Below are 23,647 nucleotides of genomic sequence, written 5' to 3'. Positions count from 1 at the left end.
CAATCATTCCATATGTAGTCGTGTAGTCAAAACATCATTTGTTAGCACTCTGATGGTCGGAGTGCTAAACCCTTCCTTTTATATAACATATGGCAAAATTGGGTGTCAATACTCTGGGTGTGAATTTAACAAAATGATCGAATAACACTTCAAGTTTTGCACATCTATAACCATTCTAGCTCAATACACCATGCAACACAAAAGCCGCCCCGAACCAAAGTTCGGACCGGCCTGGAGACAGTTTGTTTAGGAGGATGTTGGAATAGTAGCTCGTATCACAACATTCACATCTAATGAATTTCGAAGGGACATCCATCCCCCTTACTGTAGTGACTGACGCATAAGATGACTGCCTTGGGCAGCATTGGCAAATTACACGCTAACGAACCTCACAGACGTTAGTTGGCCTTTTTAGGATGATTTCATAATCTAAAGAATCGTAGACACGCTATTTCTAACCTTTAGCCGACCTTTCGAGGCTTTCCGCAGGTTTTTCGCAACATAGCGTGTGTGTCATTCGTTAGTCTGGGGAATTGGAAGGAAATCGCAGAATTAGGCTTCCTAGGTTCGTTAGATTTGGAACAGAGTCGGAGACTTAGGTAGAGATAAAAACAGAGATGCAACTAGAGATACAATTAAAGATGCAAACTTCTACTTTTTGGCCATTTTTGGATCAAGAGTGTCGCGCAGTCCATCCCCCAGCAAGTTAAAGCCGAGCACGGTGAACATGATGGAAAGTCCGGGAAAAATAAGTGTCCACGGCGCTTTTTGCAGAAACTGGCGGGAATCCGACAGCATTTTGCCCCATTCCGGATCGGGTGGTTGCGCCCCCATGCCGAGGAATCCGAGGGCAGCCGCTTCAATAATCGCCGTTCCTATCCCCAATGTGCCTTGTACGATGAGCGGAGTGAGGCTGTTGGGCAAAATGTGCCGAAACAAAATCCGCATATTACTAGCCCCTAGCGTACGCGCCGACGTAATGAATTCCTCCTGTCGCAAACTAAGTACCCTTGAACGAACCAGCCGTCCGTAGGTCGGAATATTCACAATGGCTATGGCGAGCAGTGCATTTTGCAAGGATGGACCGAGAATCGCCACAATGGCGATCGCCAGCAGAATAGCCGGAAAAGCAAGCAGGATATCGAACAAACGCGAGATGAGCATGTCTGCCCATTTTCCATAAAACCCGGCAATCAGTCCAAGCAACGCACCCGCCACAATAGAGCCAGTCACGGAGAAGAAACCAACCCATAATGAAATGCGCGCTCCGTGCAGCACTCTGGAGAATACGTCACGCCCCAGATCATCAGTACCGAACCAATGCTCGGCCGAAGGGGCTTGCAGACGGTCTGTGAGTACCTGCTCTTTATAGTCATACGGCGCAATATACGGGGCAACAAAGGCCAAGAGGATGAAAAAAACGATAATGATCAGACCTGCGAGCGCTAGCCGATTTCTCCGAAACGTTCGCCAGGCTTCCCGCCATGGACCTGATGCAGGTGCAGACGCGGTATCCATTGGCGCCCCGGTATTGGTTGATAATTTGGCCATGCGGCGTCTCCCTTCTGTTCATGCTCATTTATAACTAATCCGCGGATCGAATACGGCGTACAACAAGTCCACAATCAGATTAATCACCACGAAAAAAAACGCCACGATCAGAATGCCGCTCTGGATCACCGGATAGTCCCGCGAGCTAATGGCTTCATATATATAACGACCAACACCGGGCCAAGCAAAGATTGTTTCAGTGAGTACAGCTCCACCCAGCAATGATCCGGTTTGTATGCCGATGACGGTGAGCACAGGAATAAATGCATTTTTCAATGCATGTCCATAGACGACGAAAAACGGTCCAAGCCCCTTCGCCTTCGCGGTACGGATATAATCCGAACTCATTACTTCGAGCATGCTTGAACGCGTCATCCGGGCAATAACGGCCATCGGAATCGTGCCGAGCGCGATACTTGGCAACAGCAAATGTTTTGTTACTGTCCACAACTGGTCCCAGCGTCCAGCAATCATCGTATCCAGTACATACAAGCCCGTAATGGCTTCAACGGGATCACGCGCATTCATCCTGCCGATGGAAGGCAACCAGTGCAGTTTGTTCGCAAACAGCCACTGCTCCATCAACCCAAGCCAGAAGATTGGCATCGACACACCCACCAGTGCAATGACCATGCAGCAGTAATCAAACCACGAGTTATGCTTCCACGCGCTAACGATCCCGGCATTTACACCGATAATGATCGCAAACAGCATACTCGCCATCGTTAATTCGAGTGTCGCCGTCAGATATGGCATAATTTCCTGGGCAATGGGAACCTTGGTGCGGATAGATGTGCCCAGATCTCCCTTAAACAGATCGCCCAGATAGGCGAAATATTGTTGAATCCATGGTTTGTCCAGTCCGAGCTGGTCACGCAAAGCTTGCTTGGATTGTTCAGTTGCCTTTTGCCCGAGTATGGTCTCAGCCGGATCACCCGGAATGGCGTGGATAATGGAAAAGACGATCAGGGTCATGCCCAGCAGCACGGGCAGTAACACGAGTACACGTTTGACGATGTAACTGTTCACTCCTCATTCACCTGCCTTCGATGTATCAAGCAAAATTCATGCAAGATGCACTTATAAAAAAACGCTGGCGAACATCCATGCTTTGGGTAGTTTCATCCGGATGCGGGTTCTGCCAAGCACTGCGTGTACGCCAACGTTTTGAACTAATCAATTTACACTAGCCACTTCGATTGCAGTACCATCTTCCGATCGATGTTATCCCAGGTTTTGATTCTTTTCAAATAGGAAGAAATCCAGGGATAGCTTATGCTTCCGACGTAGCTTTCTTTCAGAAAATTTTTAGGCGAACACTTCGTTTCTTCAGATTGGTTCCGCACTCTCTGTTTTGTGAAATTAATTGATTTCAACTCACGTATTCGTTATTCGAAGTAGGCGTTGGCATAGGATTCCGTTCCCAATGGGGAAGGTACGAAATCTTTCAGGTTCGCTTTCCCTGCCAGAATTGGCGTGGTGTGCACAAGTGGTATCCATGGAGCATCTTCCTTAATAATCACCTGCGCTTGCTTGTACAGTTCGGCACGTTTCTCCTGATCCGTTTCTTTCTGCGCACTCGTCAGCAACGTATGCAATTCTTCGTTTACGTAGAAGCTGCGGTTGTTGCCCGGGATTGCATCCTTATCAAGCAGCGTGTACAGGAAGTTATCCGGGTCACCGTTATCACCAGTCCAGCCGAGCATGTAAATGTCGTCTTTCTCCCCAGCTTTGGCATCATCCAGATACGTTGCCCACTCCGGTGATTCAATGTTGACGGTCACTCCGATTTTCTCAAAATCGGCCTGGATCGCTTCGGCCACCTTCTTGCCATCAGGCATATACGGCCGGGATACAGGCATGGCATAGAATGTTACCGGGTCGGGCAATCCGTCAGGATAACCTGCTTCGGCAAGCAACGCTTTTGCTTTTTCCAAGTCATAAGCGTAGTCCTCAATACTGTCGTTATACCCCCAAAGTGTTGGCGGCATCGGGTTCACCGCTGGCTGTGCTTGTCCGGCAAAGAAGGCATCGATAATGCCCTGTTTGTTCACCGCATGGTTGAGGGCTTGTCTTACTTTTACGTTATCAAACGGTTTTTTCTTAAAGTTGAAGCCAATGTACGACACATTAAATGGTGGACGCTCTATTTTTTGCAGCTCGCTATTTCCCTCAAGGATGGACAGATCATCCGGGTTCAGATCCTCCATGACATCAATCTCGCCGTTTTGCAGTGCATTGAAGCGAGCCGTGTTATCCGGGATGGAACGCACAATCACCTTGTTCAGCTTCGGCAGGCCCTCTTTCCAGTAATTCGGATTCTTCTCCAGGGTGATGGAGTCGTTCCGCTTCCACTCTTTGAATACAAATGGGCCTGTGCCTACGGGCTCGCTTTTGAAATTTTCCTTTTTCTCCTGAATCGCGGTTGGACTTGCAATGCCAAATGGCGTCATCGCAATGTTTTGCAGGAAAGGCGCTTGTGGCTGGTTCAGGGTGAACTCAACCGTTGTCGCGTCAATCGCCTTTACTTCCTTGATCACACGTGCATCCTCTGGACCAAACATGGAATCGTAATAGTCAAAGGAATCTCCCTCGAATTTATATTCACTGGCCGGATCACTCCATCGATTGAAGTTGAACACCACAGCCTCTGCGTTGAAGTCGGTACCATCGTGGAATTTCACACCCGACTTCAGCTTAAAGTCATACTTGAGCCCATCCGCCGAAATCTCCCAGCTCTCAGCCAGTCCAGGAACAACCTCGGTTCCACCTTCTTTGTAGTCCAGCAACGAGTCGAATACCTGATGTCCAATCTTCAACGACTCCCCATCTGTAACGATCGCCGGGTCGAGTGCCACGGAATCTCCGCCGCGTCCCATAATCATCGTATCCTGTGCTGCCACTTCTGCCGGAGGCTCGCTGCCTTCCGCTGGAGCAGGGGAGTTACCCGTACCCTCGTTACTCGTGCTGGAGCAGCCCGATAGAATCAACACTGTACTCATGGCCATGGCCATGACACCGGATAACCACTTTTTTCTCATTCGCATACGTACAACACCCTTCCCTGTCTCATAATGTGTGTGATACTGGCGTGAAAAAACTCCAATGCTGGCGGTTTGGTGCTTTGTATCAAATGAAAGGCTTTAGAAGCCTGCGATACCTGTGTTAGAAGTTTGGATATGTTGAGGCTTAAATATAAAACGCAATGTAACCGTACACATTTTGTTAGAATTTATGGATGATGTGACGATTTCTAAATACCTGTGGTTGTTGTGCAATAATTGAACTTAGGTCAATAAGCAACAATAGAATGGTACCGACTTGGTAACGATCGAATAAGGCTGATTTTAGAGAGAACGGTAGTTTGGTCTGGTGTGGAGTTTGGCCTGGGATGTGGCTTGGAGTCAGATCGTCATGGCTAGAATGTAATGGGCAAAAATCATATGGTGGCAATTAAATGATGATGTACATAGTAGGTTAAACAGGACATTTTAGTGGTCCATTAAGCAGGTTAGATTGGATTGTGTCATACGTTGTGAGATTGATCTACAGATGTTGGATTTTACAACAGGGAGACATTACATTAACTTTGCATGTTAAAGTCTTGTCATGATGAGGAGGATTATGAAATTAAACAGTGGTGAAAATCGATTTCGTGTAACTTACTTTACATCACATTCATCAATTAGACAAGAGATTTACGGACATAAGTCTTCAACTTTATTATGTATGTTAATATCACTTACATAAAACACAAAAAAGGAACACTGTTCGACAAAAAGCGTCGTGTGTCCCTTGTTGTGTTCTCTCAGTTATAACCGGGGCCAGCTTATTATAAGTTAGGTCAGGCTTATTTTTTGAATAAACCTCTGCGGTACATGACCGTGATAAAACGGTAAAAATCATAACTCGCCCCATTATCGATGCTGAATAACGGATTTTTGGTGTCATATGCCAGTGCTGCATCCACGGCCGCTTTTGCCCAGACTGGAACTTCCATCTGCTGGCGCGCCTGCAGTTTATCGACCTGGGATTTGAGCGCATCAAACGCTGCTTTCTCTTCGGCTGTCATCGGTTCGCCCCCTTTCGGTGGTTCGGTTGGATTCGTGGGATTGGTCGGTTCGGATGGCTCTTGCGGCTTTGGTGTTGCTGTTGCATATCTTGCTCTCAATTCCGCTGCCGATCCTTCAAACTCATTCATATCCACGTTGCCGCTGATCCCGCTCACCTTGCCCGAGTCCGTATACTGCCAGAACGTCCAACGTTTCCATGCCGGCTGCTTATCTGGAACACGTGTGTTGCTGTAACGCGCGATCCACAGATCGTACGAGCCAAGCGAAGTGTCAAAATTGCCGGCAAATGAATTGCCTGTGTATATGATCGGTTTCACACCCGTGAGACGTTGAAGTTCTGTTAAAAAAGCTTTGGCTACCGTATTGATCTGAGCTTTACTCAGGTTACCCGGATTATTCTCGTAGTCCATGACAGGAGGTAATTGCAGCGCCTTGGCGCCTCCTACTTTTTGCAGTGTCGTAGCATAATGTGCCGCTTCGGCCTTGGCACCGTCGGTAGTAGTTGCGCGAAAAAAATGATACGTCCCGACCAGCATGCCCGCTGCCAGCGCGCCGCTTACATTTTTCTGGAAATTCGGGTCGGTATACGTCTGCCCTTCGGTCGCCTTGATGAACACAAACGTCATACCGCTTCCCTTCACTTTGGCCCAATCGATCGTGCCCTGATACCGGGAGACGTCAATGCCCTGCGTGTTGCCCGAGCTTCTCGTTTGCACGTTTCTCACACCCTTTATGCGGCAAATTGCCGTTTGTATATAGTTAATGCTAGGGAATCAGGGGTTGCTTGTGTGCATGTCCTGATTGTTGGTGAAAGATAAGTTCGGATGGCTGTGAGTATGTTGTTATGTCGTATTGCTATTTGGATAAGATTAGGTGCTGCTTACTCAATTTGTTTCGTATTTTATGTCGTTGCTATCTAACTTCTATTGGTAATCTATTGGGTTTCCATCAACCAACTAAGGAAAAAATACCGAGTCGGTACGTGACCGTTCCAGATACGGATCGTTCTTCCGATCGCTGTTGTCTCCAAATTTTCTTAATTCATTTTCTTAAAGGTAGAAATTCGGAGACAAAGGCGACCGCTATCGCTTCTTCAGAATCGATTCCGTCTCCTTCACTACTTGTAGCTAATGGATTGGACTTTCGATTCCAAAATCGCTCTATCTCTTGCTACTAGGCACATTTGAATGGATGCTAAGTCCTTACTTCGTTTCATCTCTGGTCTGTTGATCAGCGTCCTTATGGTCTGAGTGTACAAAAGATTCTCTGGAATCGGGAGTATAGTTACCAGGAATCCCCCCGCTTCCTCCCTTACCCTTGAGCACTTCAATCGCCTGCCGGATCACAGGCGGGATCGGGGCGCCCAATTTGCCTCCATTTTCAATAATGGACAACAACTCATTCGCGATATAAAAAAAGGCGACCGCATCCCTGAACAAATGTCCGTCTCCCAGAACACCGTCCACCAGATGTGCCACCGATACCATTGCAAAAATAAATACCTTTCGCGCGATGCCAAACATGCCGACATTACTCTCAAGCTTACCAGTCATTCCCGCCGCCGCGATGCCGGTTAGGTAGTCGAGGATGACAAAGACGAGTAGGACGCCTAGTACGCCTGACCAGCCGCCGAAGAAGTAGGTTGCTGAGCTGCTCATCAGTGCAATACCCCATTTCCATAGGGTGTCCCATCGTTCCATGGTTTCACCTCCTTATAGTCAAAATAAAAAACCTTACCTCTCCAAATGGACAAAAAAATACGCTCCATGATCGGGCGTTCCTACTACTGACTATCCCCTTCGCCCAGTGCTTCAGCCACTTTGTCACGGCTCTCTGATGGCACTTGCTCAAGGGAGATCATCCCCTTTTGAATCAACATCACATATACAGCCAACATCGTTTCACCACCCCTCATGAGTGCTATACCACAGCGGATTAGCAGATCAGCAAACCTATCCCTTATCGGATCTATTGCCTGAAGTCATCTCCAAAATCATGGCATGCAGCTCCATAAGAGCAACTTGGTTGAGCGTGCTTTCCTCAGTCAACTGTGCATTCTTTGCTTCAGCTTCCGCCAGACGCTGCTTCAACAAGTCCAGCTCCGAAGGTTCTTTAGGCAGCGGTTTGGTCAGTTCGTCAATCTCTTCCTGACTTAATCCTTCTGCCCACAGTACGGGTTGATTCGTCTTCGGGACAGCTTCCGGAGATTCTTGGTAAGCCTCCCAGGCTTCCAGATGAAAGAGGGGACGGAACAGGCCGGATGTGATCGGAACTCCTACAATGTAACCCGCTATTACAGGCTCTTGCGGCTCATTTACCGGATTTTCCACCTCTGTGTTCTCTTCTGGATCGAAAACAGGAGGCTCCGACTTGGCATACAAAGGGACGACACCAGAAAAGGCATCGTCCACCAACACGTCCTCGATATAGAGCCCGTCTGTAGTTACTTTAGGTACGGCTTTCATATAGACCCTCCTTTATTTTGCACGATACTTAAAATCAAGGATCAAAAACGAGTTTTTTACTCCCAAATCACATTGCAAACTATTAGTCCCAACGTAAAGTGTTGACGCGTACGAGGTTGTGGGGTCGGCAGAAGTGGCGTTAACTTCAATGGGTTTATCAGGTTTATACCCTTCTGGAAAATTAAAAATTACAGTCCCGAAGGCCGTAGCGCCCCCTTTGATAAACCCTTGAACGTGAACCCATCCCTCTGAGTCTTTATAATATCCTACGGGACGGCGTACAGTATCGTAATCAACCCACCCATTAAGTAGCGTCGGCGTGATCCATGCAGGGGCGTCCTTCTCGGCCTTTTTCAACTCCACAACGCTAAGCCGAGCCGTAGCCTGTTGAACGTCCTGTACCAAGTCCGTAATCAACGACTTTTCGTTTTCTGCGATCGATCCGACAAATGACGTTGTTGGAGACGTGTCCATCATCAGGTATGTGACTCTATAGGCTGCCGTCTCGTCAAAATCAGCCCAATTGATTCGTGCTTTTTCAAGACCATAAGAATTCAACGTACTTGCGTACCAAGCTGGATCATACTTACCGTTCTTATAAGCTCGAATAAACTTTTTGACTTTATATCTAGAGGGATATGACGCATCATTCATTGCAGCAGCGACGGGAGGATTTTTAGTGATAGGTGCGTACTCCCTCAACACAATCCCCGTTCCGACCTCAATTTGATTGTCCCCCTCAATAAACGTCAATTGCCCCTCAGAAGCGACAGGTTCGACATTAGCCGTTGCAAGCTGGTAGACCAGTTGGTACGGTGTCCAGTTTTGCGCTTGAGTCGTAGGCAATGCATTAGTAGCATCTGCCCAAGTACGTGCTACTCCATCTGATCGCCGTGCCCACCATTTTGTTCCTGTACCATTGTATACATTATTTGATGGCACATCTGGACTATTACCCACACCTGTACCCGCTGCTCCGTTGAACATTGTCCATCCAATGAAATACGCTTTGATCTCTTCGGCTGTCGGTGTGTATGCATCTCCCCATCCGCTGTCGGCGCTTGAGATCGCTACGCGTACCGAATTGTCGGATGCAATCCAAATCATGTCCGCCGTCTCCGGTGATGCGTATTGTCTCAGCACCTTTCCGTCGAACTTCGTCCCATACGTTACGCCGACTGGCCCCAATATAAGAGCAGGAGGCAAATTGGCTCCCGACGCTGTTACGGACTTCCACCCCGTTCCATTCGCTAAAGGAATCCATCCTGACAATGACGATAATTCCGTTATCTTCTTCCACTTCGCCAGCTTGAAGTATTGCCCATCCTTCTCGAACACTTCGTCAGCATTCGCACCAGTTAATGGATCGGCGTATAGATCCGTTTGAAACGCGAGCATGGCGTCTTCACGTGGCTTGAACGGTTGGACTGCGCTGCCAATTGTCATCGAAGCTTCGGTAAAGACTGCCGTACCTGTAGCTACAATGTTATTTGAGTCCAATGTATTAAGCACGACCTCCAAATAAACCGTTTCCTGAGACGGCGTTATCGTCCCAAAAGGATTTTTCACGCTGTCAATCCTTGTTCTGTCCTTCCGACAAAGGTAGATATACGGCCTTGCGTTTGCTCCTTGAGCTGTTACGGATAATGTATATTGTTGCGAGGGGAGAACGGGAACATAGTATCGAATGAAGCTCCCACCAACTGTCGTCGCGTTAATCGTTACTTTGTGTGGATTATCAATGGACATGTTATCACCAGCTGCAATGCCTGCTTCCCACTCGTAAAACGGAGGTAGCAGATTCTCTCCATATCGAATCGCATACGGATTTCGGACAGGCTGAACACTATCGACGTATGGGTACTTGGCTGCAACTTGCTCCGCTGTCATACTGGATAGGGACGTTAACTCTGCGGCGGTGATTTCATACAAACGTACAGAATCGACATGACTATATTGTCCGGCTTCGGTTCCACCTACTGAAATTTGCAAATTGTTAGTCGCTGCCCCTACGGCAGGTGCTGGAATCAAGAGGACGGAAGGAGTGAATTTTGACGCTGTAACTACCGTACCCGAAACGTTTACCGTCCCATTCCATAAAGATAACGATACACTCGTGGATGTCCCTTTCTTCAAATCTGCAATAGCAAGATAATTTTTACTATTGGAAAGAATCGTCCCAAGGAGATAATATAAGCTCCCGTCGGTGTTTCCAGTTTTGGTTGTGATTTTAATACTATTGGTTCCCTGTGCCTTGTCCGATGAATCCAGTGCTGCCGCAACACCAGTGGTTGTAAACCAGTCACTCACAGCCTCACACCCACCATCACGCCCCAACAAATTCACCAGCGTACGGCCCTTCAAACCTTCCAACTTAAATGCTGAGGCACGTTCTGCATTAACAACTTGCAATCCTGGCTCCAACGTCACAGATCTACGCTTCTCCGTATCCAGTCGCTCCTGTATACCGCTGACCTGTGTGGCTGTCTCCCCAGTCTTTTCCTCCATCTGTTCCGAGAAATCATCAATCTTCTCCCAGTTTTGATCCAAATACTTATCCAGATCAAAATAGGTGGTCGATGGAGAGGAACGATCAATTTTGTTCAATCCAAGATTCGGTGTCTTCGGTTCACTCATTTTAAGCTCCACCTCCTAAAAATTTATCCTGCCGGGTCTGTTCGATCTCGGCCAGCGTCATGTTCTCTACCTCCGCAATCGTCAAATATCGCAAACGATACTCCACAGTCATATGCGCAGGTTTGATATCCTCAATTGCAGCCTTGAGATCGTGCAGATTGGGCGGCAGACCATATGTGTCTACAAAACGGATCATAATCCGGTATTCACTCGGCTCAACCGATACATCAATCCCGCCACTCTCATACGCCTGTGCTACATTCTTTAGCATCGAACCAGAGACTTTGCCACTGCCGCGCATTTTGGAAATGATGACCGATCTCCGTTGATCGTTCGGCTTGGCTTGATTCGTGGGGATTTGCAGATCCCGCTCATACCGATCCAATGCCCATGTCGCGGACTCCGGGTAAAACTGATCCAAAACGTCATCCAATCCCTGAACCAGCCTATCCAATTCCTGACCTTCCGTCTGCGTGAGCAGTTGCATCTCCAGCACATTCTCATACAACGGGGGCAAAAGGGACATTAATACCTCAGCCTTATTCACGTCACCTTCACCGTCCCAAGAACGGCCACTGCACCCGGTTTAATCTCCAGATTGGACATGCCCCCATTCACCAGCAGATCGCTATAATCAATCACGGGCGGTATATCCAGAATGACATTGGCAATGCGTGTCCAACGGACAAGCGGATCAGCAAACGCCAGCTCCTTCAGATAGGTAGTAACACCATTTTCAATCAGTGTCTTCACTGCCTCGTACGTTGAACCAGAAGCAAGCGTGACCTGCACCTCGACATGAATAGGCACTTCCTCCGCTCCCACAACCGTGACCACGGGTCCGATTGGAGCAGCGCCTTCGCCCATCCCATCCTGGGTTGGATCAATATAATTCTGCACTGCTTCAATAACCGCCTCAGCGGGTGTTCTCATTTCATTATTCAGCAATGCCACTTTGACTGTCCCCGGACCATCCCACAGCGGAAAAGCCTTCGCTTTACCTACTCCAGAGTTTTCTCGTGCCCACAATTCATATTGATATTTGTTCGCACTTGTTATCGGACGGGATACTTTATCCTGATAGCGATCATATAGCGCCTGATCCGTCTCTTCGTCTTCGCCCGGAACCAGCAACTGTGTCAGTTCGGCTGTCGTCAGTCCAGCTATATAATCGATGGGCAGCAACGCCCCTGTATATTCATTGCCTTCCGCTCCCACGACTTCACATTCCAACACATATTGTCCAGCCGCCATGCGTTCCAGAACAACATACACCCGATCCCCCGTGGAAAAACGACTCTCCAAAGGAACTTCAACGGGTTTACCTCCATTATCTTTGAAGCTACCGACCCAACGTGCCTGGGTTGCCGTTTTACGAGTGATGCCTGACCAGGCTACAGCCCGATCAAGGTATTCCCCCGAAGCTGTGTCTGCAAATTTCAGATTGGCGTTCACATCCAGCTCAATATACATCTGAGCCATTTCCACAGCCGCTGGCGCAACCGCATCATAGATAATGCTGCCTTCACGTTTATCCACACCATCCGGGACCCTGTCCAGCATTCGATTCAAAATGACTTCAAACGTCTGCTCCTCATACATTCATGTTCACCTCCGTCTCTTGCCTGAAGCTTCCAAAATCCGTTTCCACGGTAAAAGATACCCTTACCCCATCTGCCTCGTGGACAAAATCGAACTCGGTTACATCCGAAATGCGATCATCCGGAAGCAACGCTTCGCGAATCCAGCGTTCCAGTTCCGATTCAACCATGGATCTCCCAGCCATTCCTTCCCAAGACCATTCCATGCCGTAATCCGAAGAATAGATTAGGTGCTCGTAGCGGCGTGTGGACAACGCTTTATACACCGCCTGTTTTACCGCATCTTTTCCATCCAGTTGCAGTCTTCCAATCCGCTGTCCCGAAGCTTGAAATACATACGTCAGACTTGGAAGCATAGCAGCTTCTTCCTGATCTTCTGCACTCATTTGGGCACCCTGTGGAATCATGGATTCACCAGCCGATCCAGCACAACAAAGCTGTCCCCACCCTGAACACGTAACAACAAGACATGGTCACCTACTGTCCAAGCTTTGTTTGCTACGGATTCCGGCAGTACCAGAAAAGGCTCAGCCAATGCCAGCCGTTGTTCAACGGTAATCTCCAGCGGCTGGGTGTTTGTCACGCTTCCGTACATTATCTGAACAGGAGCTTTGGCATCCACGGCGGCCACCGCCGCCTTTTTAATCACGTCCAGCATCATTTATCGTTACACCACCTTCAAATCCAGCGACATCGTGTGCACGCCCCCCTGTACCTTGTGCGTACACTCGTCCACCAGAAAATATTGATTGATCTTCAGTTCCTCAATCTGGATGTTGACATAACTGCCCGCCCTCACCTTGAAATCGCCGAGTGCATCCACTTTCAGTGTCTGTGTCTCGCGGTTACGGAGCGTCATCAGGGTCTTCAGCATGTCATCAATCTGGCCTTTGTTCAGGCCATCGTCCGCTTTTTGGTACAAAAAAAGCAGCCCCCATTGACGGATGCTGCCTGAGTCCTGATGAACAAACGTTTCTCTTTTTCCCGTATCCTTGTTATCCCGATACAGCTTGATCTTGTTATACGTCTGGTCGTCAATCGACCGCGTATAGCTGAAATCCGTAAGCAGACTGTTATCCCCAATGACAAAGCCGTAAGGCATCTCTTCCACATCCCGAAGCACAAGCTTGCCGAAGTCATCGTAGAAAATGTAGTTTTTGCCGCCATAAATCAATGTCCGGTCCAACGCCTCACAGATCATGTCGATCAGTTTTTTATTATCAAACAACATACGAGGAATGACATATTTCGGCTGAATCAGCTCGCCCACCTTCAACTGAAAGTCAGTAGCAATTCGTTTGATCACATCCGTAGCGGTTGCGTTAACGAACTTGTACGTCTGATTTGCGGCCAGATAGCGTGTCTGGTCGTAGGCTTTGATTTTGACACTTTCGTCCTTGCCGCTATCCACCGAGAAGATATATCCGTAAAAGATGCCTACCTCATTGCTGATATATTTCACAACATATCCATTCTCATATGTGAATTTCGTGTTCTGGTACAGACTGCCCTTGATCAATGTGAATTCCAGAGAGGAAGGCTTGCCGATGCGGGAGGTTTTGTACGTAATGTCGCCGGCAATTTCGCTAATATCCCAGATGTTACCCTGCTTGTCATCCAGCCATAGCTGCTCTTTCATGTTTCTCCGCTTGTTATCCAAGCTAATCTGCTGCTGCATGTGTCCTCTCCTTTCACGGAAGCTTGATCACAAGTCCAATCGGCAGCTTCTTCAACTGTGCATCCTTGATGCCATTCAGCTTCTGCAGCTCTTTCCAACGAGATCCATCTCCCAGATTGGCTTTAGCAACCGACCACAAGGAGTCTCCAGCTTTGAGCTTGACGGTTTTGGCCTGGATTTTTTCATTGGGCCGGGAGGCTTTAGTTTTCGTTTTCGAGGCAGCTTTATCCTTACTGTCCTTAAGAGGCACTACTTTTTTGGCGGCATAGAAAATGAACTGCTTCAGCTTGATATCATACTGAATATCCCCTACCGTGCCCGCTGTCTCCTTCCAGTCAAAGCTCTCAATGGAAACAGCCATATTAATTGTGTATCTGGCACTTGAAAAGAACAGCCTCACGGGTCTGCCCGTCTGCATCCAGCGGATGATCTTTTTAACATATTCATATGGATCACGGTAAAACCGCTTCTGAACTGCCGGATGGCTTGCATCGTAGTTCAGATGATACGGACTGTAGTCTGCCGGAAAAATCCCGCTGAAACTGACTTCACGCAGCTTGGGCGATTTGATCACGTTAATCTCACCTAGCGCGCTAACATTGAACGTACTGCCATCCCCCGCATCCGAGAACTCGATGCTCTCTGGTGTCACCGGGAAATACATGTATTCGGATCGGTTGTTGAAACTAAGCTGAATATAATATTCCATCTAACCATACACCCCCTGGGCGCTGGAGACGATCTGACTGTTCAGTCCATCGGTGATTTTGCTGATGATGCTGTCAACGTCATGTCCACTGTTGATATCCCCTGTGGTGACCTGGACAGTTGGTGTCAGACTGACAAATCGCTGAATAGCCTGCATCTCTGCCAGCTCACGCATAAGTTTCAGATCCTCGCTCGTCACATCCACTGTGCCATCCACGTCACCGATCTTGTCCACCTGTCCGATATTGTTAATCTTGTTGATGTTACTCATATTGTTGTTGGGAACAACGGTGGGAGCAGGTGCAGTTGGCATTGATGGCATGGAAGGTGTTCTGGGAGTAACACCTCCGAAATTCCCGGGTAATTTATCAGAACTGTTAGAAAATATACCTTTAGTGGTATCCATCAAACCCTGCCCCTGGCTCCACCCTGCATCGAATGCATCTTTATAATCTGCTGAGGCATCCATTCTCCACAGTTTCACAACATCCTTTTCGCTCTCAGGTGTGCTTGCTTCAAGATCATCCATCAGGCTTTTTATCTTATTGCTCATCGAATGAACATTTGAATCTGTAAGCAGATCAATACCTCCCCAATTTGTACCAAAAATCTTATTTAGGTAAGGTATCACTTTGTTTATGCCTTCTATGATCCAGTTGATCTGATCTTTGAAACCACCTGCGAAATCCTCAATTCCCTTCGTGATGTTGAATAGGATCTGTAGCACAATGAGTCCCATGTCAACAAACAGCTTTTTGAATGCATAGACCGGATCAATGAATAAATTAATGAAAAATTCAGCCCAGGACATTACATAATTAAGAATCGATGCAAAAATCGATCTCATGTGTTCATATACCATATAAAAATAACCGATTATCGTCCCAACCATATCTCCGGCTGTAACTCCGCATAATTGCAAAATATAAATGAGTAGTGCAATTGCAGCAATAACAAGCAACACAGGCCAATTAGCTACCAACCATGCCGCAGCGAGAGAATACACCTCAGCGATCACCATACCAAGTGAAATAATAATATTGTAGAGCAGCACCATAGCGATCGCAGTCAAAATAGGTGCAATGATATCCCAGTTTTCTTGCACGACTGTAGCAAAATTAATGAACCCATCCACGATAAACGCCACTACCTGAGCGATGATTGCAAATGCCCCACCAATCCATTCAATAAAAGCACTGAACTGGCCTGAGCTTATTGCTTCATTTAACCGATCAAGTACCGGAGACAAAACTTCCAACGCTTTCGTTCCGATTTCAGACAATATACCATTGAACTGGTTCACAAGAGCCGTCCATTTTTGCAATGGAGAATCAAGCATAGTATCAAAGGCCTGTTGTGTGTATCCCTGCATTTCAAGAACCGTCTGCAATCCTTGTATGAAGCCGTCAAGGTCTTTCGTTTGAATAAATTCACCCAAGCCGGCTCCATTCAATGCACTTTCCGGAATGTTAAATTGACTTGCCAAATCTGAGTTTTTTCCATTCATAGCACTAACAATGGCCTTTGACGCATCTGACAGACTTTTACCATCCGGTGATAACATGCTCAAACGTTGAGTCAGTTCATTTAACTGATCTACCTGACCTGTATTCTGTGCCAAAGGCAAGAAGCCTAGAGAAGATTTCAGTGAATCATTAGTGTTCTGACCACTTTTAGAGGCTTGATCTCGAAACTTATTATAGATGCCTTCCCCGAGCACCGGGTCTTCAGCGGCAACCATGTAACGATACTTGAAGTCTTCTTCCTCAGCAGCCGCTTTTAACACGACACTCCCAGCCGACTTTATCATTTGCAGCCACTTGGAGAGCTTGTTCAGATTATCACCCAAGGAATCGCTTGTATCATCAGCCGTATCCTCCAGCTTTTCCATCAGATTAATGGTTACATTCAGTTGCTGGTTTACTTGATTAAAGTGGTTGGATATGTTCGTCTGATTAAATTGATTCAAATTAATCCGGTTAATCTGGTTGAAATTGTTCAAAATTTCGGTTGTTCTCACCTGGACCAGATTCAAGTTGTTGATCAGATTATTTACGGATGGAGGATTGATTACATCAATCTTTGTATCAGACATTCATTTCTCCCTCCTTCCCTTTTATTTTTTCCGGGCGCGGCTCTTGGACCGCTCTTTCTTCTCTTCTTCCACCCGAATGGAGATCATGGCGTAGATGGCCGCTCGCTCGCGTATGGAGAAGGCCATTAGTTCATGCGGAAGAATATTCAATTCATGGAGAGCGTAATAAGCCAGGTTGGCTTCGGAATCGCCCTCTTTAATTAGTTTTTTACGTCATCCACCAGTTCGTTCATGTCCTGATTGAAGCCGTTCAGCTTCTGGACTTGTTCTCCTAGTGAAGCAAATTCCCCAGGCAGCAGCATTTTCCGCAAAAGCGATTCTGCCCCCATCACGCCATACGAACGTTGAAGCTCCGCATTTTTCAGATCAGGGTACACCACGCTGGCACTCATCAGGCGAGCCATGTAATCATTGGCATCAATGTCAGGTGTGTATACCCCGTTCTTGCCCTTGATTTTGCGGGTAGCTGCCTTGCGGCACTCCTGGTTCTCATCTTCGGTCATGCTGCGTAATTTCCAAGCAACCGGTTCGCCTTTCTCATCCTTGAAACGGGAAGATACAATAAACTCCTCCGTTGTATCCGCCGCTGCATTTTGTGCAAAAAACATACTCAATCCACTCATGTATAGTTCCTCCTCTAAAGTTAGGCTCCCCGCCGCAAGAAGCTGCGAAGAGCAAGTGTACTGTGCTGAGAATGTGCAAATTCTCTTCAAAAGAAGAGAACTTGCACGAGAATTTGGACACGACAAATAGCCCGTAACACAGGCAAGTTGAATAGGTTTATTTTACAAACCCGTTGCTAAAGTCAAACTCGTTATAGATCTATTGTTCATATGTTTGCAAGTTCTACGTTACTTAGGCAGATTAAACGATACAGGCATATCGACATCTTCAAAGGTAAAGCTTACTTCTTCCTCCAACGCCTCGGATTCGGTATCCAGGGATGCCATGATTACACTGTCGAGGTTGACGCCTTTGAGGGTCACGGTCTGTTTTCCAATGGTGGACGAAGGATCTTCGTTGGTCACTTCAATGTCGAAGTAGGTGTCCACGCCATTCTGCATGTACTGGAGCATCAACTCACGGAAACGGGAGGTGGTATAAAAGATCGTCATGGAACCCGAGCCGGACCAACCAGTAGCTTTGTGCTGTACACCGCGGCGGCCAAGGGTTTTGACCTCTGCTTTTTGTTTCTCCACCGTTGCTTCCAGTGTCTTCACATAGAACATTTCTTCGGTCTGTCCATTAATCGTTGCGTATGCGCGGCCCTCCTGGCCGGAGATCGTGTCACTTGCTTTCAAAAATGCCATCTTAAACCACCTTCACTTTCATGTATACTTTTTCAACGGAATCTACTGGTTGAACCTGAATCTCGATAAGAATGCTGTCTGTTTCATTTCCCGGAGTAACAGTGATATCCGTTTTGGAATCAAAATTTTGGATTGCCCCGATATCCTGAAGCTGCTTCAGGTACGTAACACATTGGGAACGGAACAGGCTGCGCCCATCTTCGTTGTTGTTGACTTTGCCGATAAAATAGGACTCGAAAATCCGTTTCATGTCGTTGGCAATGCCATCGAGCACACGAACAACACGGTTTTTGGCAAAATGACGTGCCTTATCCGGTGTTACGGAACGGAACGTATTCACATCCTGCTCCACCACCGCGCGGTTGCTGCTCGCCGTAAAGACGAACTCACCATTGCGCAGTGCCGCTTCCGTCTCGCTGTGCGTCAGTCGGCCGTTAACATCCACGGCATCGTCATAGGCACGGAACGTCAGGGATTCATTGAGATTGGCTCCAGCTGTTGCGCCGGCCGTCCATGCTACCGTTTGTTTCGGCGTCAAAACGGTACCGTCTGCGAGCACAACGCCGTTTTTGACACTGATCACTCCTTCGTGATCCGCAGCCGGATAATCTGCCAGCACCAGTTGTACCTTCTTGCCCTCAGTGTCGCGCAAACGCTTGATGTAGGCGGTGTAGACCGATTTCAATGTGGCGTCATCCGAGATCAGACCGACGGTGTTAAAATCCAGTACTTCCAGTTTCGTAAGGAAATCCGCATGCTCCTGGTTGGTTGCTGTACCATCCTGTCCACCTGTTAGTGGGAGCGCGGCTGTAGTTGTGAGGGCTCCTGCACCAGTGAATGTAACGTATGCGTTGGCTTCCAGTTCTTCGATGGTAGATGCCGTTTGTTTGTCCACTTCCTTACCCGCAAGCAAAGTGGAGACATCCAATTGGTCTGGATCATTGATATTAGCTGAGATTACAACTGCCAAATCGTTACCACGCACACCGCCGTGTTGAGCTGTCACCGTTAGTTTGTCCAGTGTTGCTTTGGCTGTTGTACCCGCATTGAGACGATAGAGAAGCAAAGTCTGTGCCCGTTTCAACGCCTCACGGATGAGCAGCAATTGGGGCCAGTCATAGCCTAATTTGGCTTGTACATCTTCACCCGCTTGTACAGTCAGGATCGTGCCCGCTTGTCCCCATGACAATGGCAATGCCAAAGCCACCGTTCCTCGCTCACCTACCGTACCCGGCAATGAGCCCTCCGATGCAAAATTCATATATACGCCAGGGCGTACCTTGTTTTGAGTCGTCCATGTTCCTCCAGCCATTATTGTGCCTCCCCATTCATAAATTGTTGGATGTGTTGCTGTGCTTCTTCCATGGAGTACGTATGTTGTTCCAGCAGCACCGCTGCCAAAATGTCTTTCTCCATTCGGCTCAATTGCCTGGATTCAGCGAACTGTGCTTTGCTGTATTTCTGGTTGGTTGCGGGGCTCTTACGCTCCGGTTCCTTTTTTGTAAACATCGCCAATACGCCTCCCATTCCTTTCATGTAAATCCCTCATTTGATTATTTAAAGTTCAACTAAAAAATATTTACATTTGCCACTCCGATGACAGAACAACCTTCCGATCGCTGTTATCCCCAGATTTTTTTAATTCCCTTTTTCAAAGGGGAAAATCCGGGGATAAAGGCGAGTTCATGCTTCCGAAGCAGCTTTCTTTCAGAAAGCTTTTAGCTCCGCTTCTTCAGGTTATTTCTGTCCCTCCATTCTCGTGTAAATGTTTAGTTCAATTTATATAGTTATTCTTTCGCGGCTTTAAGTGCGGTTGGGCGCTGTTCGAGTTGTTGCATGGCAGGGGCGGACTCCGACACTTTGCTGGTTCGCATCGTGTAGTACACCAGCAATCGAGGTGTAGCGCCCTCGGTCTCCCAACGCAGCTCCGTTGCTCGATAGGGGGTTCCCTCTACTTCGATGGTTTCCAGCGCTTCGAAGAGCTCGTCCGGCAGGGTGGATGGAATGTTGCCTGCATCAAGCCAGCGGATCTCAAAGGCATGGGATTGCACGAAGCGATCGCTGCGTTCCCGGGTAAGTTGGGCGGACAGCAGGCGGTAGGTGATGCCTTTGGCGTCTGGTAAGGGACTTGTGCTGCCAGTTGCAGGTTGGATCGGGATGTTAGGGAAATGCTGCGTCAGAGCGTCAGCGATCGCAGTGGTTAGTTTGTTTGTGGTCATGGTTCACCTCCTTTTTAGTGGTGAGAAATGAATTGAAGTCAGGTCTGCTATTCCAATCAAGGACTGGCATCTGATCTAAAGTGTTGTAACTATACGTTCAAATATATCGTTTGAAAGCCGTAATCAGTGCACCCCGTTTTCCTCCATTTTCAATAATGGAGAACAGCTCATTCGCGATATAAAATAGTAGCAACCGTATCCTTGAACAAATGTCCGTGTACCAGATGAGCCACCGATACCATGGCAAAAATAAGTGCCTTACGTGCGATGCCGAACAATCCCGTATTGTTCTTGAGCGTGGCCTGTCATGGCTGCCATCGCAAACCCTGTCAAATAGTCCAACACAACAAATATCAGCAACGCACCAAGTACCCCCGACCAGCCCCCGAAGAAATATGCTGCTGCGGCGCTACCAGCGGCCACAATCCATTTTCCTACTGTCTCCAACTCATCTCCTCTGTTATCAAAATGAAAAGCCCCCTGCCCGCACAAGAGGGCATAATAATTATAATCCGAAAACTTGCACAGAGAGACTGCCTTGGTTTGACGCATATCCACCATAACTTATGTTGAAACTAACTGAATTACCGCCAAATACCACATTGGTCATAGCAGCGCTAGAAGATCCGTAATAACCCTGAGCGCCTGGTCCTCCGATAGTGACTGTACTCCCCGATTCGTTGACGTAAGCGCCAATCGTACCGGAAGCCCTTACGTCAACGGTCGAACCACCAGTATTATCCGATTTAACACCACTCACAAACACCATGACCATGTATGGTTTGAACGGAATGTTGGATATAGTGCCGCCTGCATACCACACGCTTGCATTATAAACTCTATATGGTTGTTTAATCGCAGTTACCTTAGCCGACAACTGCGCCCATGTGTCAGATGTGGATGCACTTCCACCCTTGGCGTTAATGGCACCCACTATGCCGTTTTTCGCATCAACGCCAGATTGAAAAACGTCAGGACTCCAAGGACCCCATATACCACCAGACTTTACACGCATCCGATATGTGTAAGACCTGTCCAATGGATAGGCTACTTGAGTTGCGTAAGAGCTGTCGTGCTTTAACACTTCAAAATGCCACCAACCGGAGTCAGGCGCGTTGACAATACCCACTCCCCTGTAAAAACCTGTAGACATATCACTATTGATGTCGTAGCCGGAACTTAACATCATTGTACTACCGTCGTCAGCAGTAACCCTGACTCTTTGCCAGGGTTTAGCATTTATATAGTCTCTAGCATTGGTTTCAGCCGCGTTCGACTTTGTTGTCGCGTCCGTAGCCGCAGCGCTAATCGCCGCCACCCTCGCATCCCTAACCGCTTTCTCCGTCGCCGCCAGTGTCTCAGACGAGCCATCTGTCTTACTCGACAGCTGCACCTTCCCCTTCTGCGTCAACGACGCATCGGGAATATCCATCTTGCTCACCGCTTCACGAAGCGTCTCCAAATCCGCCTGCGTCGCCACACCTGCATCAATCTTCTCAAAAATCCCATTAATACTCTCCCTGGTAACGTTCTCGTTCCCCAAGGGGAGAGGCAATTTCAGTCGATCCGTTTCTTTTGGCATTATGCCCACACCTCCAGTTCATTCCACGTCAAGGACGCGGCGTCCAGTTCATCCCAAGTTTTCTGTTTCTTGTCCAAATCGTCCCACACCAAATATCGATACTCATACTCCACAGCCATGTGGGCCGGTTTCACTTCGTCAATCGCGCGTTTGAGATCGTCGATATTGGGCGGGATGCCCAGCGTATCCACAAAGCTCACTGTAAAACTCCACGCTTCCGGCTGAAACGTCACATCCACCTTACCCCCGGCATATGCCTCAGCTACATTCGCAACCAGCCTGCCGGAGAATTTCCCGGCACCACGCAGTTTCGATTCCACAACGGCACGCCGTTGCTCCACAGGTTTGAGACGATCTGTCTCAATGCCAAGCTCCTGTTCCCAGAAGTCCAGGCCCCACGTCGCCGTGCGGACAAAAAACTGATCCAATGTCTCATCCAGCGCCTGATACAACAGATCCATCTCGGTTCCTTTGGACTGCATATCGGCCTGCATGACGCGCGAAGTCTCATAGTAACTCGGCAAATACGAGAACAGCTCATTTCCCTTCGGGCTCATGATTTTAGAATCCATAACACCAGGCACACTACTCATGCACATCCACCGTCCCCAGCACCGCCACCTGACTCGCTGTCATCTCGATATTCTGGTCGCTCACACCGTTCACGGTCAGCTCCGAATAGTCGATAATCGGCGGAATATCCAGCAGAATTGCAGCAATACGGGTGTAGCGCACAAGTGGATCGGCAAAGGCCAACTGCTTCAAATACGCGGTCACCCCGCGTTCGATCATCGCCCGTACATCGGACAATGTCGCATCACTCGCCAGCGTCAGCTTCACCTGAATGTTCATCGGCACTTCTTCTGCCGGCATAACCGTCACCACAGGGCCAGCGGGGGCAGCCCCTTCCCCTTGTCCATCCTGCGTCGGGTCCACGTATTTCTGCACAGCCGCCACCAGATCGATTCCCGCGGCACGTTTGTCCGTATCGAGCAGATACAGCCCCACCGTGCCCGGCCCTTGCCACAACGGAATAACCCGTGTTGCACCAACACCGGGCACTTCACTGGCCCACTGCACATACTGTGCCTTGTTCCCGCTTGTCCCCTGGTTGCGGACTTTGGCATAAAATCGCTCCAGCAGCGCCGTATCTGCCTCAATATCCGCACCGCCTTTAATCACCTCCACGTTGGTAACAGAGGTAACTCCGCTCACAGGTGTAGACAGCACGGTCACGGTGCCCGCAGGCACATTGCTTTCTTTTCCCGCAACGAGCGCACGCACGCCAACACTACCCAGACCATCTTCTCCCAACTCCACACGACCAACCGTTTCATATTCGAGTGAAGCCTCACCGGAAATTTCATCTGCCAAAGTAGCCACAACCGTGCCCGCAGGCACTACTTTCCCCGGCGTACCCGCAAATTTAACCGAACCTTGCGCCACTACCGCAGCCCGGCGCGTAATGCCATGCTCTCCTGCCCGCAAATCCAGCTCTTCCGAACGGAAGTTCGGATCACTGCTCGCCGCCGTACTCGCAAATCCACGCCGAAGCAACTCCTGCGCCCACAAAGCCGCCTCGGATAGCATAAAAGCAACCGGAGCCTCCGCATCCCACAGAAAAGAACCTTCCGACTTGTCCAGATCCGCGGGCAAACGATCCAGCATCCGCTGCATAATCTGTTCCTCCGTCTGGTCCTCCAAATAACGCGGAATCTCAGCCATCCC

At 48.4% G+C, this 23,647-nt stretch carries 25 protein-coding genes; all 25 read right to left on the bottom strand.

Annotated elements, in window-relative coordinates:
* Positions 1-651: 651 nt before the first annotated feature.
* Positions 652-1,551, bottom strand: coding sequence for a nickel transporter permease (gene nikC / locus JNUCC31_RS21675; protein ID WP_192264652.1), 900 nt, complete (start codon positions 1,549-1,551; stop codon positions 652-654).
* Between the two features lie 24 nt (positions 1,552-1,575).
* Positions 1,576-2,580: an ABC transporter permease gene (locus JNUCC31_RS21670; RefSeq protein ID WP_192264650.1), complete on the bottom strand. Its 1,005-nt coding sequence runs from the start codon at positions 2,578-2,580 to the stop codon at positions 1,576-1,578.
* A gap of 359 nt (positions 2,581-2,939) precedes the next feature.
* Entirely contained in the window at positions 2,940-4,592 is a 1,653-nt protein-coding gene (locus tag JNUCC31_RS21665; RefSeq protein ID WP_192273228.1) for an ABC transporter substrate-binding protein, read from the bottom strand.
* An 809-nt stretch (positions 4,593-5,401) separates the two neighbouring features.
* Positions 5,402-6,340 carry a glycoside hydrolase family 25 protein gene (locus JNUCC31_RS21660; RefSeq protein WP_192264648.1) on the bottom strand — a complete coding sequence of 313 codons (939 nt, stop codon included), beginning with the start codon at positions 6,338-6,340 and terminating at the stop codon, positions 5,402-5,404.
* A gap of 486 nt (positions 6,341-6,826) precedes the next feature.
* Positions 6,827-7,324, bottom strand: a complete 498-nt coding sequence (locus JNUCC31_RS21655; RefSeq protein WP_192264645.1) for a phage holin family protein — start codon at positions 7,322-7,324, stop codon at positions 6,827-6,829.
* Positions 7,325-7,407: 83 nt separating this feature from the next.
* Positions 7,408-7,539, bottom strand: coding sequence for a CD1375 family protein (locus JNUCC31_RS33865; RefSeq protein ID WP_267132482.1), 132 nt, complete (start codon positions 7,537-7,539; stop codon positions 7,408-7,410).
* Positions 7,540-7,576: 37 nt separating this feature from the next.
* A complete protein-coding gene (locus tag JNUCC31_RS21650) occupies positions 7,577-8,089 on the bottom strand; it encodes a hypothetical protein (protein ID WP_192264643.1) in 513 nt (170 codons plus the stop codon).
* 12 nt (positions 8,090-8,101) lie between these two features.
* Entirely contained in the window at positions 8,102-10,726 is a 2,625-nt protein-coding gene (locus JNUCC31_RS21645; protein WP_192264641.1) for a hypothetical protein, read from the bottom strand.
* A 1-nt stretch (position 10,727) separates the two neighbouring features.
* Positions 10,728-11,273, bottom strand: a complete 546-nt coding sequence (locus JNUCC31_RS21640) for a putative phage tail protein (RefSeq protein ID WP_192264639.1) — start codon at positions 11,271-11,273, stop codon at positions 10,728-10,730.
* A complete protein-coding gene (locus JNUCC31_RS21635) occupies positions 11,270-12,328 on the bottom strand; it encodes a baseplate J/gp47 family protein (protein ID WP_192264637.1) in 1,059 nt (352 codons plus the stop codon). Before JNUCC31_RS21635 ends, JNUCC31_RS21640 begins: the two co-directional genes overlap by 4 nt.
* On the bottom strand, positions 12,321-12,734 hold the full coding sequence (locus tag JNUCC31_RS21630) for a DUF2634 domain-containing protein (RefSeq protein WP_228469171.1): 414 nt from the start codon (positions 12,732-12,734) through the stop codon (positions 12,321-12,323). The genes JNUCC31_RS21635 and JNUCC31_RS21630 overlap by 8 nt, the downstream gene beginning before the upstream one ends.
* Positions 12,731-12,988, bottom strand: coding sequence for a DUF2577 family protein (locus JNUCC31_RS21625; RefSeq protein WP_192264633.1), 258 nt, complete (start codon positions 12,986-12,988; stop codon positions 12,731-12,733). The genes JNUCC31_RS21630 and JNUCC31_RS21625 overlap by 4 nt, the downstream gene beginning before the upstream one ends.
* Positions 12,989-12,994: 6 nt before the next feature.
* Entirely contained in the window at positions 12,995-14,005 is a 1,011-nt protein-coding gene (locus JNUCC31_RS21620; protein WP_192264631.1) for an XkdQ/YqbQ family protein, read from the bottom strand.
* A gap of 13 nt (positions 14,006-14,018) precedes the next feature.
* Positions 14,019-14,714, bottom strand: coding sequence for a LysM peptidoglycan-binding domain-containing protein (locus tag JNUCC31_RS21615; protein ID WP_192264629.1), 696 nt, complete (start codon positions 14,712-14,714; stop codon positions 14,019-14,021).
* Positions 14,715-16,808 (bottom strand): phage tail tape measure protein, encoded by a 2,094-nt coding sequence (locus JNUCC31_RS21610; RefSeq protein ID WP_192264627.1) that lies wholly within the window; start codon positions 16,806-16,808, stop codon positions 14,715-14,717.
* A 21-nt stretch (positions 16,809-16,829) separates the two neighbouring features.
* The gene (locus tag JNUCC31_RS33860) at positions 16,830-16,958 is read right to left on the bottom strand and encodes a hypothetical protein (RefSeq protein ID WP_267132481.1); all 129 of its coding nucleotides are present in this window, start codon (positions 16,956-16,958) and stop codon (positions 16,830-16,832) included.
* A gap of 50 nt (positions 16,959-17,008) precedes the next feature.
* On the bottom strand, positions 17,009-17,431 hold the full coding sequence (locus JNUCC31_RS21605) for a phage tail assembly chaperone (RefSeq protein ID WP_192264625.1): 423 nt from the start codon (positions 17,429-17,431) through the stop codon (positions 17,009-17,011).
* 228 nt (positions 17,432-17,659) lie between these two features.
* Entirely contained in the window at positions 17,660-18,118 is a 459-nt protein-coding gene (locus JNUCC31_RS21600; RefSeq protein ID WP_145320645.1) for a phage tail tube protein, read from the bottom strand.
* Position 18,119: 1 nt separating this feature from the next.
* A complete protein-coding gene (locus JNUCC31_RS21595; RefSeq protein ID WP_192264623.1) occupies positions 18,120-19,430 on the bottom strand; it encodes a phage tail sheath family protein in 1,311 nt (436 codons plus the stop codon).
* On the bottom strand, positions 19,430-19,627 hold the full coding sequence (locus JNUCC31_RS21590; RefSeq protein WP_192264621.1) for a YqzN/YkzM domain-containing protein: 198 nt from the start codon (positions 19,625-19,627) through the stop codon (positions 19,430-19,432). The genes JNUCC31_RS21595 and JNUCC31_RS21590 overlap by 1 nt, the downstream gene beginning before the upstream one ends.
* Positions 19,628-19,905: 278 nt before the next feature.
* Entirely contained in the window at positions 19,906-20,337 is a 432-nt protein-coding gene (locus JNUCC31_RS21585; protein ID WP_192264619.1) for a phage tail terminator family protein, read from the bottom strand.
* A 258-nt stretch (positions 20,338-20,595) separates the two neighbouring features.
* On the bottom strand, positions 20,596-20,784 hold the full coding sequence (locus JNUCC31_RS33950) for a phage holin family protein (protein WP_323374337.1): 189 nt from the start codon (positions 20,782-20,784) through the stop codon (positions 20,596-20,598).
* 58 nt (positions 20,785-20,842) lie between these two features.
* Positions 20,843-21,919, bottom strand: coding sequence for a pyocin knob domain-containing protein (locus JNUCC31_RS21575; RefSeq protein ID WP_192273226.1), 1,077 nt, complete (start codon positions 21,917-21,919; stop codon positions 20,843-20,845).
* Entirely contained in the window at positions 21,919-22,512 is a 594-nt protein-coding gene (locus JNUCC31_RS21570) for a YmfQ family protein (RefSeq protein ID WP_228469169.1), read from the bottom strand. Before JNUCC31_RS21570 ends, JNUCC31_RS21575 begins: the two co-directional genes overlap by 1 nt.
* On the bottom strand, positions 22,505-23,644 hold the full coding sequence (locus JNUCC31_RS21565; protein WP_192264617.1) for a baseplate J/gp47 family protein: 1,140 nt from the start codon (positions 23,642-23,644) through the stop codon (positions 22,505-22,507). The genes JNUCC31_RS21570 and JNUCC31_RS21565 overlap by 8 nt, the downstream gene beginning before the upstream one ends.
* Positions 23,645-23,647 lie beyond the last annotated feature (3 nt).

This window comes from Paenibacillus sp. JNUCC-31 (genome assembly GCF_014844075.1).
GTDB lineage: Bacteria > Bacillota > Bacilli > Paenibacillales > Paenibacillaceae > Paenibacillus.
The sequence above is the reverse complement of the archived record's forward strand: the minus strand, read 5'-3'. Positions and strand labels throughout refer to the sequence as shown.